14 protein-coding genes are annotated in these 17,056 nt (G+C 75.4%); 9 read left to right on the forward strand and 5 right to left on the reverse strand.

Features of this window, described 5'->3' with window-relative positions:
- The first annotated feature begins 157 nt into the window (after positions 1-157).
- From ACGFXC_RS07155 to ACGFXC_RS07170, 4 genes are all read left to right on the forward strand, one after another.
- Positions 158-2,239, forward strand: a complete 2,082-nt coding sequence (locus tag ACGFXC_RS07155; RefSeq protein ID WP_393710341.1) for an RICIN domain-containing protein — start codon at positions 158-160, stop codon at positions 2,237-2,239.
- 169 nt (positions 2,240-2,408) lie between these two features.
- The gene (locus ACGFXC_RS07160) at positions 2,409-3,053 is read left to right on the forward strand and encodes a hypothetical protein (RefSeq protein WP_393710343.1); all 645 of its coding nucleotides are present in this window, start codon (positions 2,409-2,411) and stop codon (positions 3,051-3,053) included.
- Between the two features lie 89 nt (positions 3,054-3,142).
- Positions 3,143-3,655, forward strand: coding sequence for a DinB family protein (locus ACGFXC_RS07165; RefSeq protein ID WP_393710344.1), 513 nt, complete (start codon positions 3,143-3,145; stop codon positions 3,653-3,655).
- Positions 3,656-3,675: 20 nt separating this feature from the next.
- On the forward strand, positions 3,676-4,383 hold the full coding sequence (locus ACGFXC_RS07170) for a DUF6882 domain-containing protein (protein ID WP_393710346.1): 708 nt from the start codon (positions 3,676-3,678) through the stop codon (positions 4,381-4,383).
- Positions 4,384-4,439: 56 nt separating this feature from the next.
- Here the strand turns inward: ACGFXC_RS07170 and ACGFXC_RS07175 are convergent, their stop codons facing one another.
- Genes ACGFXC_RS07175 through ACGFXC_RS07185 form a run of 3 tightly spaced genes read right to left on the reverse strand, consistent with a single transcriptional unit; the run spans position 4,440 to position 7,209 of the window.
- On the reverse strand, positions 4,440-5,276 hold the full coding sequence (locus ACGFXC_RS07175; RefSeq protein ID WP_393710348.1) for a hypothetical protein: 837 nt from the start codon (positions 5,274-5,276) through the stop codon (positions 4,440-4,442).
- The gene (locus ACGFXC_RS07180; protein ID WP_393710349.1) at positions 5,273-5,926 is read right to left on the reverse strand and encodes a response regulator transcription factor; all 654 of its coding nucleotides are present in this window, start codon (positions 5,924-5,926) and stop codon (positions 5,273-5,275) included. Before ACGFXC_RS07180 ends, ACGFXC_RS07175 begins: the two co-directional genes overlap by 4 nt.
- Positions 5,914-7,209 carry a histidine kinase gene (locus ACGFXC_RS07185; protein ID WP_393710350.1) on the reverse strand — a complete coding sequence of 432 codons (1,296 nt, stop codon included), beginning with the start codon at positions 7,207-7,209 and terminating at the stop codon, positions 5,914-5,916. The genes ACGFXC_RS07180 and ACGFXC_RS07185 overlap by 13 nt, the downstream gene beginning before the upstream one ends.
- Positions 7,210-7,385: 176 nt before the next feature.
- On the opposite strand from ACGFXC_RS07185, the gene ACGFXC_RS07190 reads away from it, so the two are divergent.
- A complete protein-coding gene (locus ACGFXC_RS07190; RefSeq protein ID WP_393710352.1) occupies positions 7,386-7,787 on the forward strand; it encodes a hypothetical protein in 402 nt (133 codons plus the stop codon).
- On the opposite strand, the gene ACGFXC_RS07195 is transcribed toward ACGFXC_RS07190, so the two are convergent.
- Complete coding sequence (locus tag ACGFXC_RS07195; protein ID WP_393710354.1) at positions 7,777-8,187, reverse strand: organic hydroperoxide resistance protein; 411 nt, start codon at positions 8,185-8,187, stop codon at positions 7,777-7,779. The genes ACGFXC_RS07190 and ACGFXC_RS07195 overlap by 11 nt on opposite strands.
- A 120-nt stretch (positions 8,188-8,307) precedes the next feature.
- On the opposite strand from ACGFXC_RS07195, the gene ACGFXC_RS07200 reads away from it, so the two are divergent.
- Positions 8,308-8,781, forward strand: a complete 474-nt coding sequence (locus ACGFXC_RS07200; RefSeq protein ID WP_393710355.1) for a MarR family winged helix-turn-helix transcriptional regulator — start codon at positions 8,308-8,310, stop codon at positions 8,779-8,781.
- 45 nt (positions 8,782-8,826) lie between these two features.
- On the opposite strand, the gene ACGFXC_RS07205 is transcribed toward ACGFXC_RS07200, so the two are convergent.
- The gene (locus ACGFXC_RS07205) at positions 8,827-9,267 is read right to left on the reverse strand and encodes a MarR family winged helix-turn-helix transcriptional regulator (RefSeq protein ID WP_393710356.1); all 441 of its coding nucleotides are present in this window, start codon (positions 9,265-9,267) and stop codon (positions 8,827-8,829) included.
- A 139-nt stretch (positions 9,268-9,406) separates the two neighbouring features.
- Between ACGFXC_RS07205 and ACGFXC_RS07210 the strand changes: the two genes are divergently transcribed.
- The 3 genes from ACGFXC_RS07210 to ACGFXC_RS07220 all read left to right on the forward strand — a co-directional run bounded on the left by ACGFXC_RS07210 (position 9,407) and on the right by ACGFXC_RS07220 (position 16,978).
- Entirely contained in the window at positions 9,407-10,930 is a 1,524-nt protein-coding gene (locus ACGFXC_RS07210; protein WP_393710358.1) for an MFS transporter, read from the forward strand.
- Between the two features lie 217 nt (positions 10,931-11,147).
- Positions 11,148-12,005, forward strand: a complete 858-nt coding sequence (locus tag ACGFXC_RS07215; RefSeq protein WP_393710360.1) for a DUF4132 domain-containing protein — start codon at positions 11,148-11,150, stop codon at positions 12,003-12,005.
- Positions 12,002-16,978, forward strand: coding sequence for a DNA-binding protein (locus ACGFXC_RS07220; RefSeq protein WP_393710362.1), 4,977 nt, complete (start codon positions 12,002-12,004; stop codon positions 16,976-16,978). The genes ACGFXC_RS07215 and ACGFXC_RS07220 overlap by 4 nt, the downstream gene beginning before the upstream one ends.
- The last annotated feature ends 78 nt before the right edge of the window (positions 16,979-17,056 follow it).

Consider the following 17,056-nt stretch of genomic DNA (forward strand, 5'->3'; position numbering starts at 1 on the left):
CTCCCTTATTTTTATTGGCAATTGACAGTTCATCAAATCGAGTCACCAGGTAACGGATAGATTTCTCGGACCCGGCTCCCGTTTGTCCGAATTCTCCACGGCGTACGTCTGGCAAGCTTCCGCGCACCCACTCTCCTGACCAGGACTTGAGGTGCGCATGACAGCACGACGCACGGCCGGCCGACGCCGCAGACCGCGTGAACACCGGCGCAGACCCCGCCGGCTGATACTCCTCACCGCCGCCATGGCCACGGCGGCGGTGATCGCGGGCGGGATCGCCTACTCGGGCCTCGGCCCGGACGCAGAGGCGACCACCCCCGCGCAGGCCTCGGGGGCCGGCGCCCCCACCGCACCGGCCGCCGCACCGGCCCGCGACGCGGAACCGGCCGCCCTCTCCAAGGCGCCGGCGAACGAGAACGCCCGCGGCATGGTCTACGACGGGCTGGAGGCCGCCCCCCGGGGCGACCGCTGCGTCGGCGTCTACCGCACCGACGCCGGCCTGTGCACCCACGGGCCCGACGCACCCCCCGGGGGCGTGGACATCAAGAAGGACGTCCAGCCCGTGGTCCGCACCAAGGCCCCCGCGGCCGACCCCGCGGCCCCCGCCGCCGCCGACCCGGCCGCCACGGAAGGCGGCGGGCGTCCTCAGGACGCGCCCGCCGCCGACGCCCGCGGCGCGGGCACCGCCGCGGCCGCGGCCCCTCCTGCCTCCGGCAGCCAGGGCATCGCGGCCGGTCCGGCCGGACAGACCGTCCAGTGCGACGGCGACGGCACCTCCGGCAACCGCGTCCAGGTCGTCTACGCGCACGGCCCGGGCCGCGACCGGTACGCCGAGTACCTGGCCTCCTTCCGCAAGTGGGCGGCCGACGCAGACGTCATCTACGCGGCCAGCGCAAAGGAGACCGGCGGCATCCGGCACATCCGCTACGTTACCGCCGCCGACTGCACGCCGTCCGTGATCGGCATCGAGCTCCCCGACTCCGCGCTCGCGGAGTTCAGCGCCACCAACGCCGCGCTCGCCGCGAAGGGCTTCGACCGGCGCGACCGCAAGTACATGATCTTCGCGGACACCCAGATCTACTGCGGCATCGGCACCTTCAACGGCGACGAGCGGCCCGGCCAGAACAACCTGAGCAACTTCGGCCCCTCCTACGGGCGCACCGACTCGGGCTGCTGGGGCGGCCACACCGCCGCGCACGAACTCGGCCACAACCTCGGCGCGGTCAACAACAGCGCCCCCAACACCAGCCGCGGCGCACACTGCACGGACGAGTTCGACGTCATGTGCTACTCCGACACCCCCTACTACCCGCAGATGCGCAACGTGTGCACGAACCAGGCCTCCGAGAACATCCTGGACTGCAACCACGACGACTACTTCCACACCAGCCCGAAGCCAGGCAGCTACCTGGCGACCCACTGGAACATCGCCGACAACCAGTTCCTGATGCGCACCGACGGCGGCGGCACCGGCCCGGGCCCCGGCCCGAACCCGAACCCCAGCCCGACGGCGAAGCCCACCCCCTCCCCCTCGCCCACCAAGAAGCCGGGCGGCGGACCGGCCGTGACGGCCGGCCAGATCCAGTCCGACTCCGTGGTGCTGAGCTGGCCGCGCACCGAGGGCGCGGCCTGGTACCAGGTCCTGCTCGACGGCAAGCACCTGACCTGGGTGCAGTCCACCTCGCTGCGCGTCTACCACCTGCGGCCCGGCACCGCGTACACCGCGGCCGTCTCGGTCCGGGACACCTCCGGCCGTGACAGCGGCCCCGGCAAGACCGCGTCCTTCCGTACGACCGCCTCCGGCACCACCACCGCCCCGGGCACCCGCTACGTGCTCGGCAACGGCAGCAGCGGCATGTCCGCCGAGCTGTGGGACGGCCGCACCGCCGACGGGACCGTCCTCGTGGCGGGCCGCACCAACGGCTACGCCCAGCAGCAGTGGTACTTCGACGACGCCGGGAGCGGCCTCGTACGGATCCGCTCCGCCGTGTCCGGCAAGTGCCTCCAGCCCGGCGGCGCCCCCGCCGCGGGCATGTGGGTCGCCCAGCGGCCCTGCGCCGCCACGGCCGCCCAGCAGTGGCGGCTGACCTCCCGCGACGGCGCGGTGACGGTCACCGACCCGGGTGGCGGCTTCGCCCTCACCGTCAGCGGCCGCCCCTACTACGGGAGCTGGCTGCTCGACCTCCAGCGCGCGGACGGCCGTGCGGCGCAGTCCTGGACGGTCCGCAAGGCGGGCTGACCCGCGGGGCCGGAGGGCGGTCACCCCCACGGCCGCCCTCCGGCCCCTCCCCGGGCCCGCGTCTCCCCGCGCCTCCCCGCGCGGGGAGGCTCCCAGACCTTCCCCGCGTCCCCTCGTCCCCTCGTCCCCCCACGCCCACCCCTGCCTCCCTCCTCCCGCCTGGAGCACCATGACCATGCGCCCGCGGTCCCCGCGCCCGTCCCTCGCCACCCTCGCCTTCGCCCTGCTGTTCCTCGCCCAGGCCCTGGCCCTGGCGCTGGCCGGCACCGCCCACGCCCACGGCGACACCCTGAAGGTGGTGATCACCGGTCAGCGCGACGCCCGCGTCACCGCCGACGTCACCTGGGAGAACGACGGTGATCCCGTCGAGGAGGCCGTGGCCGCCACCGTGAACGCGGTCAGCGCCGACGGCACCCGTACGGCGGGCCCGTGGCGGCTGGTCCGCGACCTCGCGGGCGGGGCCGCCGCCTGGACGACGGCCGAGACGCTGCCGCCCGGCAGCTGGACGGTGACCGTCGACGCGGGCTTCCCCTCGTTGGGCCACGCGGAACGGGAGATCGCCGTCCCGGTGGTGGACCCGGCCCCGACGGCCGCCCCGTCCGGCCCGGTGACCGCGGCTCCCCCGGCCCCGGCCGCCCCAGTACCGGCCCGGCCCGCCTCCACCGGCCGGGACGCCGGGACCGGCACGGGCAGCGCTGCCGGCCCCGGCACGGACGGCGCCGCATGGTGGACCACCGCCGGGGTGGCCGGGATCGCCCTGGCCGGCGCGGCCGCCGGCGTCCTGCTGCGCCGCAGGCGGCTGCGTCACCGCTGACGGAGTGTCGCCCCGCGCCCCCGGCCGGGGCCCTGCAAGGTGGTCCCGTCAGCGGCCGAACGGTTCGGCGGACGTGGCGGGAGGCGCACATGAAGGGCACCGAGGTGATCGCGGACGGCTTCGGACGCATCCGGGAGGTGGTCCACGAGACCGTCGGGGGACTCTCGGCGGACCGGCTCAACGCACGCATCGACCCGGCGGCGAACTCGGTCGCGTGGCTCGTATGGCACCTGACCCGGGTGCAGGACGACCACGTGGCCGACGCCGCCGGTCTCGGCCAGGTGTGGACGGCCGGGGGCTGGGAGGAGCGCTTCGGGCTGGGGCTGCCCGCCGGGGCCACCGGGTACGGACAGACCGCCCGGCAGGCCGGGACCGTGCGCGTGGACTCCTCCGAGCTCCTGCTGGGCTACTTCGACGCGGTCCACGCGCAGACCCTGGACTTCCTGCGCGGGCTCGCGGCGGCCGACCTCGACCGCGTCGTCGACGAACGCTGGGACCCGCCGGTCACCCTCGGCGCCCGTCTGGTCAGTGTCCTGGCCGACGACCTCCAGCACGCGGGCCAGGCCGCCTACGCCCGGGGCGTCATCGAACGCCTGGGGTAGCGGGCTTAGGGTGGTGACCTGTGACGACACCTGTGAACTCCCGGTTCGGCGACCCCTTCCTGTTCGAGGCCGAACGGCACGCCGCGTGGGGCGCCGCGCAGCTGCGGACCCTGATGGCCTTCCTGCCCGAGGGCGAGTGGAGCGCCGACCTCGACGCCTGCCTGTACCGGCAGGGCGGCCTGGACCTGCGCGTGTCCGTCCTCGGGACCTACGACGCCGCCGCGCGGTCCTGGATGTGGGGCTGGGCCAATCCCGGCCTGCGCGCCACCCCGGTGGTGGCGCTCTCCGCGCGCGCCGGTGAGTACGGGCGGGCGTACGGCATACCCGAGTTCGCGCACGAGGTGCTGGACCTGTCGGGGTTCGCGGACCCGGGGCGGGCCGCGGAGACGCTGGCCTTCGCCGCGATGGGGGTGCTCGGCGCGCCGGGTTACATCGGTGTGCAGGCCGGCCCGGACACCCGGCTGTTCCTGCTGCCGGACGACTCCCGGGTGCCCTACGCCGCCTTCGACCCGGTGTCCCTGGCGAACACGCTGACGTCGGCGACGGGCCTGATCGGCCACTCCCCGTACGCCATGGTGGCGGGCTACTTCGAGCGCTTCGGCCTGCCGCAGCGGCAGGAGCCCGGCCGGATCAGCGCCGCGCTGCCGGGCGAGGTGACGGCCGTGGTCGAGTTCGACGCCCCGGGCCGCATCGCGAACATCCGGATGACGCTGGCCGGGCACGCCTGATCGGTGCCCGGAGCGCGCCCGGGCCGGTCCCGGGCGCGCCCGGTCCCGCTGCGGCGTCAGTCGTCCGGAGTGTGGTCGCCCGCGCGGGCGAGGCCCGAGTCCGCCGAGAGGTCGAGCGTACGGGGGGCCGCGGGATCGCTGAGGCCGTCCTGCACCTCGCACCGGCCCGCGCCCGCACGGCTGGTGACGCGGTAGCGGGTGGCCGGGGGGACGGTCAGATCCAGCCGGCCGGTGCCCGCGCGGGCGGTGACCCGGTCCGGCGGGACCAGGAAGCGGACGTCCGCCCGGCCGGCTCCGGCGCTGAGATCGGCCTGGCGTGAGGCGAGGCCGACGGTGCGCAGGGTGCCCGAGGCAGACCTGGCCCGCAGGGGTCCGCGCAGGCCTTCCAGGACCAGGGTGCCGGAGCCGGTGTCCGCGTCGACGGGCCCTTCCAGACCGCTGACCGTGATGCGTCCCGAGGTGCCGGAGACCGTGACCGGGATCCCGGTGGGCACGCTCACCGCGAGGCGCACGGAGCAGCCGGGCGCGTCGGCCCGGTCCAGGGTGTCGCCGGGGCAGCTCGGGGTCAGCCGGAGGGTGTCGCCGACCCAGCTCCGCTCGATGTCGGGCCGCCCGAACGCCCAGCGGACATCGGCCCGGTAGCCGACGTCGGCGTCCGCGCGCGCGGTGACGGCGAGGTCGGCGGCTCCCGCCACGATCTCCACCGCGGTCACCGCCCGGCCGTCGCTGCCGCCGCGCAGGACGGCGCGCTGCCCGGCTCCGTGCGTCCAGACCTGCCAGCCGGCCGGCAGCAGGACGAGGACGGAGCCGAGGGCGGCGGCCGCGTGCCAGGCTCCCCGGTGCTTGCGGCGGACCGCCGGGTCCGGCGCCGGAGGGTCCGCCGCCGGGGTCACGGCGTGCCGTCCAGGAAGCGCAGGACGGCGAGGACCCGGCGGTGCGCCTCGGCGGCCGGGGGCAGGTCGAGCTTGGCGAAGATGTTGTTGATGTGCTTGGCGACCGCGCTCTCGCTGACGACGAGCGCCTGGGCGATGGCCGCGTTGGAGCGGCCCTCCGCCATCAGCGCGAGGACCTCGCGCTCGCGCGGGGTCAGCCGCTCCAGCGGGTCGGGGCCGCCGCGCCGCAGCAGGAGCTGGGCGACGACCTGGGGGTCGAGGGCCGTGCCGCCCGCGGCGACGCGGCGCAGGGCGTCGATGAACTCCTCGACGTCGGCGACGCGCTGCTTGAGCAGGTAGCCGATGCCGGATCCGCTCTGGGCGGCCAGCAGGTCGGCGGCGTAGCGCTCCTCGACGTACTGGGACAGCAGCAGCACGGCGGTGCCGGGGTACTGGCCGCGGATCACGAGGGCGGCCCGGACGCCCTCGTCGGTGAAGCCCGGGGGCATCCGGACGTCCACGAGGGCGAGTTGGGGGCGGTGTTCCTCAACGGCGGCGAGCAGTCCCTCGGCGTCGCCGGTCTCGGCGCACACCTCGAATCCGGCCATTTCGAGGACTTTGACAAGACCTATGCGCAGGAGGACGGAGTCCTCCGCGATCACAGCCCGCACGGCAGCTCCACGGTGACGACGGTCGGGCCCCCGACGGGGCTGTTGATCAATAGTGTTCCGTCGACCGACCCTACGCGTTTGCGCAGGCCGACCAGTCCGGTGCCGCCCGCCGGATCCGCGCCGCCGACGCCGTCGTCGGTGACGACGACGCGCAGCAGGTCCGCGCGGCCGGCCGGGACGCGGCTGACGCGCACCGAACAGCGTTCCGCGCGGGCGTGTTTGGCGACGTTGGCGAGGGCTTCGGAGACGACGAAGTAGGCGACGGCCTCGACGGTGGGGCCCGGACGGCCGGTGAGGTCCACGGCGAGGTCGACGGGGAGCGGGGCGCGGGCGGCGATCCCGGAGAGCGCGGCGTCCAGGCCGCGGTCCTCCAGGACGGCCGGGTGCAGTCCCCGTACCAGGTCGCCCAGTTCCTCGATGGCCTCCTTGGCCTCGCGGTGGGCCTCGTCGATGACGGCCCGGGCTTCGGGCGGCAGGCCGGGGAGGGTGGCGCGGGCGATGCCGAGGTTCATGGCGAGGGAGACCAGCCGCTGCTGGGCCCCGTCGTGCAGGTCGCGTTCGATGCGGCGGCGTTCGAGGTCGGCGGCGTCCAGGACCCCGGCGCGGCTCTCGGCGAGGTCGTCGACGCGCCGCTGCAGTTCGCGGGCCCGGCTGGGGCCGAGCAGGGCGGTCGCGGCGAGGGTGTCCAGCCGGGTGAGGGCGGCGGCGGCCCACGGCGCGGCGCACAGCAGCAGGGCGCCGAGCACGGTGATCACGTCGTACTGGGCGGCCAGGCCGGGCAGCCGCTCCGGAGGGCCGGCCACGCCGGGCAGGCCCGGAAGCCGGTCCGGGGGGAACATCCAGGCCCATCCGTACACACCGGCCGCGGCGGCGCCGAGGATCCAGGCGAGGACGAGGAGGACGGCGCCGGTGGCCATGAGCGGGCTGACCGCGAGGTGGTAGCCGAGCTGGCGCCAGGTGGACTCGGAGCGCAGCCGTTCGACGAGCCCGGACGGGGTCCGCCAGGGGTGCGCGTGGCGGACGGCGGGGACGTCCAGGTCCAGCAGCGACCAGAAGCGGCTGCGCTGGAGCACCGTCAGCAGCGGGCTCAGCGCGACGGCGGGCAGCAGCGGGCCGGGGCTGTGGCCGGGCCGCACGGCGACGAACAGGCAGCCGAGGAGGAGGGGCAGGGCGGGCGGGATGGCGGCGGCGGCGAAGGCCGTGTTGCGCCGGGACCACGCCGACCAGGGGGTGTGCGCGGCGATCCGGGTGTACGTACGCGTGAGCGCGCCGCGAGTCGTCATGGCCGTACGGTAATCGCACTGGTCAGGGCGGTGCCATCACCCTGGTGCCCGGTGGGGGGTGGCGCAGGCACCACCCCCGGTTCGGACGGTGGAGCTACTGATCTTGGCGGCGTGCGGAACCAGAGTGGTGGTGTGCCCGGCGGACGGTCCGGCGGGCCGGAAGGAGCCCCGTCGCCATGAGCCTCGCCGTCCCCCGGATCCAGGTCCGGCGCACCGCCCGCCTCTCGACCGCGCTCACCGCCGCCGGGCTCGCGCTGGTGCCGTGGATGGCGGTGCTGGCGAAGACGATGCCGGTGACGGCCGAGGTGTCCAACTGGTCGGCCGCGTGGATCGGACTGGACGCGATGCTGGCCGTCGGACTCGCCGGTACGGGGGCGCTGCTGCGCAGGGGGGACCCGCGGGTCTCGCCGGTGGCGGCGGCCACCGCCGCGCTGCTCCTGATGGACGCCTGGTTCGACGTCACCACCTCGGCGGGCACGAGCGGTCAGGGCATGGCGCTCGTGCTGGCGCTCGCGGCGGAGCTGCCGATGGCGGGGCTGTGCGCGGTGGTGGCCGCCCGTCGCGCGGTTACTCGATGACGAGCTCGACCTCGATGTTGCCGCGGGTGGCCTTGGAGTAGGGGCACACCTCGTGGGCCTGCTTGACGAGCAGGGCGCCGGTCTCGCCCGCCAGGGATTCGGGGAGCTCGATGCGCAGGGTCACGGCGAGGCCGAAGCCGCCGGCGTCCTGGCCGATGGAGGTCTCGGCGGTGACCGAGATGTCGCCGGTGTCGATCTTCGACTGGCGGCCGACCAGACCGAGCGCGCTGGCGAAGCAGGCCGCGTAGCCGGCGGAGAAGAGCTGCTCGGGGTTGGTGCCCTGGCCGTTGCCGCCGAGTGCCGGGGGCATGGCGAGCGCGAGGTCGATCTGGCCGTCGGAGCTGACGGCGCGGCCCTCACGGCCGTTGGCGGTGGCGACGGCGGTGTACAGCGCGTCCATCGGGAGGTCCTTTCAGAGGGGCGGAGCGGCCGGTGGCCGTTCCTCGTCCACTAATAGACCACACAATTCAGTTGTGCACAACTCAATCGCTTACGGGTGTGCTCCGGTACACTGGCCCGCATGACCGAGCAGCCCGCGGACACCCTCCGCGACCAGGACTTCCTTCGCCTCGACGGGCAGATCTGCTTCGCGCTCAACGCCGCGACCCGCGCGTTCGGGGGCCTCTACCGCGTCGTCCTGAAGGACCTCGGGCTCACCTACCCGCAGTACCTGGTGATGCTGGTGCTCTGGGAACACGGCACGACGCCGGTCAAGGAGCTGGGACTGCGCCTGCGCCTGGACTCGGGCACGCTCTCGCCCCTGCTCAAGCGCCTGGAGGCGGCCGGCCTGATCCGGCGCGAGCGCAGCACGCTCGACGAGCGCTCGGTGCGCGCGGTGCTGACCCCGGAGGGCGTCGCCCTGCGCGAGCGCGCGGTGGAGGTGCCGCGCCGGATCGCCGCGGCCACCGGCTTCGAGCTGGCCGAGATCCGCGACCTCCAGGCCCGCCTGGGCCGGCTCACCGCCGCCCTCGACGCCGCCGCCCCGCAGGACTGAGGTACGCGCGCCGGGTCGCCGGTCCGGGAGCGGCGGGTCGCCGGTTCAGGAACTGCGCTCCATCGTCGGGCGCAGCCGCTCCAGCAGGGCGTGGAGCGTGGCGCTCTCGTCCCGGTCGAGGGTGTCCAGCGCCCCGTGGGTCGCCTGCATCTCCTCGCGGACCCGGCGGATGGTCTCGCGGCCCCCGTCGGTCGCCACGACGTTCTTGACCCGCCGGTCGGCCGGCGAGGCCTCCCGGCGCACCAGTCCGCGCGCCTCCAGCCGGTCCACGATCCCGGTGACGTTCGAGGCGTCGCAGGCCAGGAGGGTGGCGAGGCCGCGCATCGGCACGGGTCCGTCGAGCTGGGCGAGGACCTTGGCCTGGGTCGAGGTGAGCCCGTGCCGGGCGGCCGCGGCGGCGAAGTCCCGCCACTGCGCGGTGCCGATCGCGGCGAGCAGTTCGAGCAGTTCGAGCTTGGTGGGGCCGTACGGGGCGGTGGCGCTCATACCTCCGGAGCGTACTCCAGGATGCTTGACATTATCAACCTTTTACTTGACCACCTTAACTATTGGTGGATACCTTCACCCAAGTACTTGATGACATCAAACATCTGCGTCCTGAAGCAGTAAGAAGGTCCTGCCAGTCATGAGCTCCGCCGCATCCGCCCCCGCCGACGCGAGGAACAGGAACGAGACGGTCATCGTCTTCGCCCTGAGCCTCGCCGCCATGGTCGTGTCGATGATGCAGACCCTGCCCGTACCGATCCTGGGTTTGATCCGCAACGACCTCGGCACCTCCACCGCCAACGTGAGCTGGGTGACCACCGCCACCCTGCTGTCCGCCGCCGTCTTCACCCCCCTGCTCGGCCGCTTCGGCGACCAGCACGGCAAGAAGCCCACGCTGGTGGCCGTCCTCGGCGTGATGGTCGCGGGGTCCGTCGTGGCGGCACTGGCCACCTCGCTGCCGCTGCTGATCCTGGGCCGCGTGCTCCAGGGCGCGGCCACCGCGATCTTCCCGCTGGCCCTGTCCGTCCTGCGCGAGGAGGTCCGGCCGCAGAAGCTGCCCGGTGCCATGGCGCTGGTCAGCGGCACGCTCGCGTTCGGCAGCGGCCTGGCGCTGGTCGCCACCGGCCTGCTCACCTCCGGTGACGACGCCGACTACCGCAACGCCTTCTGGATGGCCACGGGCTTCGCCACGCTGGCCCTGCTCGCCGTCGTCTTCCTGGTCCCGGCCACCCGTCACAAGACCGGCGGCCGCACCGACTTCCTCGGTGCCCTGACCCTCGGCATCGCCCTGCTGCTGCTCCTGCTGCCCATCTCCCAGGGCCACGAATGGGGCTGGGCCTCCGCCCGCACCCTCGGCAGCTTCGCGGGCGCGGCCGTCATGACCGCCGTCTGGGTCCTGGTCGAGCGCAAGGTGCGCGAACCCCTCGTCGACATGAAGATGTTCGTCCACCGCCCGGTGCTCATGGCCAACCTGGCCGGCATCCTCGTCGGCTTCGGCATGTTCGCGAACTTCCTCGGCGTCTCCTACCTCGTGCAGATGCCGGAGAAGCTCACCGGCTACGGATTCGACGCGTCCATCCTGCGCGCCTCCGTGCAGTTCCTGCTGCCCGGCGCGATCGTCTCGCTGCTCGCCTCACCCGTCGGCGGCCAGCTGGTCCGTCACCGCGGTCCGCGGATCGCGCTCGCCCTGGCCGCCGCGCTCGGTGCCGCCGGCTTCGGCTGGCTCGCCCTGGACCACGGCCACACCTTCTCGGTGATCGGCGCCGGTCTCGTCGTCGGCGCGGCCGTCAGCTTCGGCTACGCGGCCATGCCGGCCGTGATCATGGCCAGCGTCCCGCACCACCAGAGCGGCATCGCCAACGGCATCAACTCGATCTCCCGCTCCACCGGCAGCGCGATCGGCAGCGCCATCGTCACCACCATCCTGGCCTCCAAGACGATCGAGCACCTGCCGCCGGGCGTTCCCGCCCTGCCCGCCGAATCCGGCTTCACCCTCACCTTCGGGATCGGGGCCGCCGCCTTCGCGCTGGTCGCACTGATCAGCTGGCTCGGACTGCGCTCCGGCCACGGCCCGCGCACGCCCGTGACCGCCTCCGCGCCGGCCGCGCCGAAGGCCGCCCCGACACCCGTGCAGAAGGTCGTGGACACCGCCGACGCCGTCTGATTCCGCACCGCTTCCCGCCGCTGCCTCCCGGTCCCTCGGACCGGGGGGCAGCGGCGCGTCCGGGTCCGCGAACCCCTGGAGGGGAGGGACGGCCACCCTCCGCAACGCGTTGTCAGTGGGGCTCGCTAGTCTCCCGACATACCGCAGCTCACCGGGCGTTGGCGCCCTCCTTCGGGCTGCGCAAGGGCATTTTCGGACAGGCGGAGGGGCACGGCTGATGGCGTGGCTGGCGTTGGACGAGGGGTACGAGATCTCCCTCGTGGAGGGACGGGTCGCGGTGCGGCGGCCCGCGGGGCGGCAGTTGAAGACGGTCCCGAAGGCGTTGCGCGACCACCCCGAGGTGGACCGGCTGCGCCGGCTCGCCGAGTGGCTCGACCGGCACGAGGCGGCCTGCGCCGCCCAGGTGGACACCTGGATGGTGTCCTCCCTGCCGGTCCCGACCACCCTCCTCGCCCGGGTGTGGCCCGACGCGGCCTGGCAGGCCGCCCTGCGCGACCTGGCCGTCGTCCCCGGCTTCGACCCCGACGAGGTGGGCTTCCTGCGCGACGCCACCCCCGAGGGCGAGTTGAAGGTGGTCAACCTCGACGGTGAGACGGTGCGCCTGCGCCCCCGCACCGTGACCCTGCCGCACCCGGTGCTGCTGCCCGACCTGGACGACGTACGGGAGTTCGCGGCCGAGCTGGACATCGTCCAGCGCGTCGAGCAGATCCACCGGGCGACCTGGGCGAAGCCCGCGGGCCTGGCACCGGCGGCGACCGAGGTCCAGGACTACGCGGGCGGCGTCTTCCCCACCCGGTTCAGCCTCGCGGCCCGCGCCACCAGCCTGGGCTACCGGGTCTCCGGCGGCTACGCCACCTGCAAGGTGCGCGACACGGGCCGGGCGGTGGAGGCGGCCGTCTGGATCGGCGAGCCGTACTGGGAGGACGACACCCGGACCGGGCCGCTGAACTGGCACGACGGGGAGGGCCGGGCCGTACGGCTCGGCGAGGTCGGGCCGGTGGCCTGGTCCGAGGGGATGCGGATGGCCGCGGCGCTCTACGCCGGGCGCAAGATCGAGGAGGGCGGGGACGCATGAGCACCACCGACACCGTGAACACCACCGGCGGTACCGACCACGCCGTCGGGGAGAACGCCGGACTGCTCGCCGCGGGCGCCGTCCTGCCCGTCGGCGCCACCGGCGCCGGGCCGTCCGCCGTGCCGCTCACCGCGCGGGCCTACCACCACCCCGCGCTCGGCGACGAGCGGGTCGTCGTACGGCTCGCCGCCGCCGAGCTGGGCGCCGCCGAGGACCTGGCGGCGGGCTTCCTGGGCCTCGTACCGCAGGGCGAACCGCCCGTCGTCGGTCTCGGGCGGCGCCAGGCGCTCGGCTTCCCCGAGTGGGTGCTCGTGCACCACCCCGAGGACGGGCACCACGCCCTCGCCGTCGTGCCCGAGCTGGACCGGCTCGCCCGACAGGCGAAGACCAAGCCCAAGGCCGCCCTGGACGCCTGCCACGAGCTCGCCGAGCGGCTCGCCGCCGCCGTCCCGCACTTCCTGCCCGTCTTCCACGAGCAGGCCGCGCGGATCTTCCTCGGCGTCGAGAACGCCACCTACGCCGCCCAGCTGTTCGGCCGGGCCCGCGCGAGCGAGGCCCGCTACGGACTGACCGTCGACGAGGACCGCCTCGACGCCGTCTTCCTCGAATTCGCCCTCGCCGGCGCCCTCCCGGTGAAGGTCCTCACCGGATACGGCAAGGAACTGGCCCTGCGGGTCTCCCCCGCCGAGGCGTTCACCCGCTTCCGCCGCCTGTGCGTACGCCGCACCGCGGGCGGGCTCGCACCCTCCGCGCAGGCCACCACCGAACTGCGCCGCCTCGCCCGGGCCGCCAAGCTGGACGGCGGTGAGGCCGAACAGGACTACCTGGCCGAACTGCTGCCGCTCCCCGCCACCCTGCGGGCGGCGGCCGGCTGGTGGAAGTCCCACCGCGGCGCCCTCGTCGCGCTGGCCCGGCGCGTGCCCTCCGTACGGGGCATCCTGCTCGGGATGACCCCCGGCAGCGGCGGCGAGGCGGGCGACATGGCCGCGTTCTGGCTGGAGGTGCTGGAGGAGTCCGGCGCCACCGCCGCCCTCTCCGACGCCACCCTGCCCGCCGAGCAGCGCTGCGCCGACGGCACCGCCGGCTGGCTGGAGCGCTTCCACACCGCCCGCCACGGCGGCTGGGGCAAGCCGCCCACTCTGCCCGCCCTGCTGGATCTCGTCACCCGCTGCGCCGAGCGGCTGCGCGCCGAACTCGACGCCCCCGGCCGCGAGGAGGGCCTGCGCCTGGCCCTCCAGGACGTCAACCTCATCGACCTGCTGCTCTCGCTGGGCCTGCCCGTGGCCGACCCCGGCACCGAGCGGGGCGGGTTCATGGGGCTGGAGCAGTGGGCCCAGTCGCCCGAGCCCCGCGATCTGCGCGCGCTGTGCGCCGACGAACGGATGCGGCCCGCATTCCTGCGCACCCTGAACGGCTCCCGCCACCAGCACGGTACGGGCAATCGCGACACCGTCCGCAAGCTCGCCGCGTGCCCCGGCAGCAGCCCGCTGGTCGCCGAGTGGGTCCGCCAGGTGGCCGCCGAGTCCACCGCCGCCGCACTGCCGGAACTGCCCGAGGCGATCCGACGGCTGACCTGGCTGCCGGCCGAGGCGCTCGCCCTCGCCCCCGTGGAGGTCTCCCGGGCCGCCTCCGCCGACCTCGGCGCGATCCTCGCCCGCACCCTGCGCGGCGGCCTGCTGGAGGAGCTGGTCTGGCCCGCCTGGGAGAGCGCCGTCGCCGAACTGGCCCCCGCGGACGGGCGCGTGCGCCTGACGGTGATGGACGCCTGGCCGTACGTCATCGTCGCCAACGCCACCCAGGTCCGCGTCCTCGACGCCGACTCCACCGTGCTCACCCACGACCTGCGCGTTCCCGCGGACGCCAGCCACCGCCGGTACGGCTTCCACTACGCCGACGGCGACCTGCTGGTGTTCTGGGTCCCCTACGACGGCCCCGTTCAGGGCTACTGGCTCAGCGCCCCCGGCGACGTCCTGACCCTGGACACCCGCGCCACCTACTGGTCGGTGCGCACCGAGCACGTCACGCTGCCCCTGCCGGGCGGCGGCCGCACCACCGGCGCCGGAGTCCTGCACCGCGGCGACAGCCTGCTGCCCGCGGAACGGCCCGTCATCGGCGACGGCACCTCGTACTGGACCTGGGAGACCGCCGGAGCGCGGGGCTCCGAGCACGAGGAGGCCGGCTGGGCCGAGTACGACCCCGCCACCGGGACCACCGGCCGGCGCTCCCTGCCCGGCTTCCTCGCCGACGCCCTGGCCGGCCACCCCACCGGCGCCATCCCGTCCGGCCGGCCCGGCCAGGACTGGCTGCGCCCGACGCCCGCCGTCACGGGTTCGGTGCTCGGCGCGCCCGTGGACGGCGTGCTCGGCTGGCGCACCGTGCGGCTGCCCGGCCGGGGCTGGCACGGCTGCGACACCGCCGGCCGGTCCGTCTCCCTCGGCGAGGGGCACCACCACCCCCGCCACGCGGTGACCCTGCCGGGCGACGACCGGCCGCGCGCCGTGTCCTGCGACTGGCGCACCCTCACCCTGCACGACCCCGAGGGCGTCGCCGTCTCGCGGATCACCGGCGACCACCACGGCGAGGCCTACTCCGCGCGGGGCGCCGAACTCCCGCCGCTCCCCTACTGGTACTGCCTGCGCGCCCGGGACCCCGAGGGCTCGGCGGCGCTGCGCGCGGTGGACACGGCCACCGCCACGGCCCTGTGGAAGGCCGCCGACGCGGCCGCCAAGGGCGAGGACGTGTCCCCGCTGGTGCGGGCCGCCCTGCCGCAGGTCACCGCGCCCGCGCTGCTCGCCGGCGTGGTCGCGGCCGTGCACGCCACCCGCGTCCAGGGCAGGGCGCTGGCCCAGGTCGCCGACTCACTGACCCGGGGACCGCGGGGGCCGCGCACCGCCCCCGCCGACCGGGGGCCCGGCGACAACGTCCTCGACGGAGCCCTGGACGGCCTGGTGGGCTCCGGCCACTACCGCTACGGCGGGGACAACGACACCGCGTACCGGTTCCTGCGGGAGCTGGCCCGGGCGGCCGCCGACACCGCCGCCCCGGGCGTGCCCGGACGGCTGCACGTGGACGTCCCGAAGCTGGCGTACTCGGCGTTCCCGTGGACCGCGCCGTTCCTGGAGCAGCCCGCGGCGGTCGCGTACCGGATGGCGGTCACCGGCGCCACGGACGAGCAGCGCACCGCCCTGCGCCGCCTCCTCGGCGAGGTCGACGCGCTGGGTCTGGACACGGCCGAGGGATCCGCCGCGCGCTGGCGTCGGATCCGGGTCCGGCTGGACGAAGGCCTGCTCGTCGGCGACAACGGCCGCGAGCGCAACCTGCGCCAACCGAGCGTCATGCCGCTCGGCGGGGGCGCCGTCCTGGCGGTCACCGCGCAGGGTGAACACCCGCCCCGTGAACGGGTCTTCGAGGCGCTGCTGCACGACCCGGCCGGGGCGTTCGCCCTCCCCGCCCCCTACACCGGGGTGGGGCCGGGCGCACCCGTCGGCGACCCGGACCGGCAGGCGGGCTGGCTCGCCGCCTTCCTCGCGGAGACCGACGCCCGCGGACCGGCCCCCTGGTTCCCGGGGGCCGCCGAGGAGTTCGGCCGGCTGACCGGGGTGTCGGCCGCCGTGGCGCGGCTGGTGCTCGCGGGACTGCCGCGCGTGGACTCGTACGAGCAGGGGTTCCTCTCCCCCGAACTGCGCGCCACCCTCGGGGTGAAGGCCACCGAGGCCGCGCACGCCCGGGACGACCTGAAGGACCTCGGCTTCGACGTGCGCCGGGAACTGGTCGCCGCGCTGCTGCCCGCCGACCCGGCACTGCTGTGGACCGAGGGCCCCGACGCGGCCGCCGCCGCGCGGGTGTGGAACCAGCGCGTGGGGCGCCGTACGCCGGTGCCCGAGTGGCTGCTCGCCGACGCCGCCCGCGAGGTGCGCACCGGCTGGCGGCCCCACCGCGCACTGCCCGCCCTGCTGGACCCCGCGGCATCGGCGGCGCTGTCCGCCGACGTCGAATGGGCCGTCAAGGGGGACCACGCCCAGCCCGTGGCCCCCGTCACCCGGCCCTTCGACGACTCGGTGCTGACCGCGGCGGCGGCCCTGACCGCCTGGCTCGCGCACCGGCTGCCCGCCGGGCATCCCGTACGGGCCTGCCTGCCGCCCGCGCTCACCGCGGTCCGCCAGCGCCTCGCGGCGCCCGGACTGCTGCTGACGGCCGGCCACTACACGAGCCTGTCAGAGTTCCGGAAGGCGGCCGGCGCCCCGACCGAGACCGGCCCGGGGTTCGAGCGGTACGGCGCGGTGGTCCTGGCCACCCACGACGACCGGCCCCGGCCCGCACTGCGGACCTCGCTGCTGGACTCCACCGGCTCGGACCCGTACCTGCCGCTGCTGCGCGGCACCGACCAGTCGCCCTCCGCGCCGGAGACGGCGCTGCGCCTGGCGCACGACCCGGGCTTCGCGGCGCTGCTCGCCGACCCGGGGGCCCCGGTGGCGGGCGCGGTGGACGGGGACGGCACCTGGTGGGCGCAGGATCCGGGCCGCAGCGTCCCGGAGCTGGTGGCGCAGGCGGCCGACGCGTACGGGCTGGGCGCCGACGCGGCCGCCCTGTACCTCGTCCTGCTCGCCATGCCGGACCCCACCGACCGCAACACGGCGCGCTGGACGGGCTGGAAGCCGGCCCGGATGAAGGCCGCGCGGGCCGAACTGGGCGCGACGGAGCTGGTGGTGACGGCCAGCCGCAGCCGGGCCGGGCGCACCCTGTTCCTGCCGGGGGGCTGGGCCGAGCCGGCGTCGCCGGTGCTGCCGGTCGAGCGGTGGAAGCTTCCGATGTACTCCCTGGTCGCACCCGGGGGGCACCCGGCGCTGGGCGTGCTCGTCCCCACCGAGCCGGCCGCCGACCTGTACCGCCGGGCGTGGGGGCGGGTCCGGGAGGGCGACGGGCCGCGCTTCGAGCAGCTGAAGGTGAAGCGCACCGCGGCGCGGCGGCGCTGAGCCCGCCGGACCGGGGGCGGGGCGCGCCCGCCGCGCCCCGCCCCCGGTCCGGGAGCCCCGCTCCGGGCGGACCGACGT

The organism is Streptomyces sp. NPDC048507, assembly GCF_043199995.1.
Lineage (GTDB): Bacteria > Actinomycetota > Actinomycetes > Streptomycetales > Streptomycetaceae > Streptomyces.

Coding starts and splice junctions, on each gene's coding strand:
- ACGFXC_RS07200 (WP_393710355.1), top strand. CDS start 8,308: ATGACCGAGCAGCCCGCGGACACCCTCCGCGACCAGGACTTCCTTCGC.
- ACGFXC_RS07160 (WP_393710343.1), top strand. CDS start 2,409: ATGACCATGCGCCCGCGGTCCCCGCGCCCGTCCCTCGCCACCCTCGCC.
- ACGFXC_RS07155 (WP_393710341.1), top strand. CDS start 158: ATGACAGCACGACGCACGGCCGGCCGACGCCGCAGACCGCGTGAACAC.
- ACGFXC_RS07165 (WP_393710344.1), top strand. CDS start 3,143: ATGAAGGGCACCGAGGTGATCGCGGACGGCTTCGGACGCATCCGGGAG.
- ACGFXC_RS07210 (WP_393710358.1), top strand. CDS start 9,407: ATGAGCTCCGCCGCATCCGCCCCCGCCGACGCGAGGAACAGGAACGAG.
- ACGFXC_RS07195 (WP_393710354.1), bottom strand. CDS start 8,187: ATGGACGCGCTGTACACCGCCGTCGCCACCGCCAACGGCCGTGAGGGC.
- ACGFXC_RS07220 (WP_393710362.1), top strand. CDS start 12,002: ATGAGCACCACCGACACCGTGAACACCACCGGCGGTACCGACCACGCC.
- ACGFXC_RS07190 (WP_393710352.1), top strand. CDS start 7,386: ATGAGCCTCGCCGTCCCCCGGATCCAGGTCCGGCGCACCGCCCGCCTC.
- ACGFXC_RS07215 (WP_393710360.1), top strand. CDS start 11,148: ATGGCGTGGCTGGCGTTGGACGAGGGGTACGAGATCTCCCTCGTGGAG.
- ACGFXC_RS07185 (WP_393710350.1), bottom strand. CDS start 7,209: ATGACGACTCGCGGCGCGCTCACGCGTACGTACACCCGGATCGCCGCG.
- ACGFXC_RS07205 (WP_393710356.1), bottom strand. CDS start 9,267: ATGAGCGCCACCGCCCCGTACGGCCCCACCAAGCTCGAACTGCTCGAA.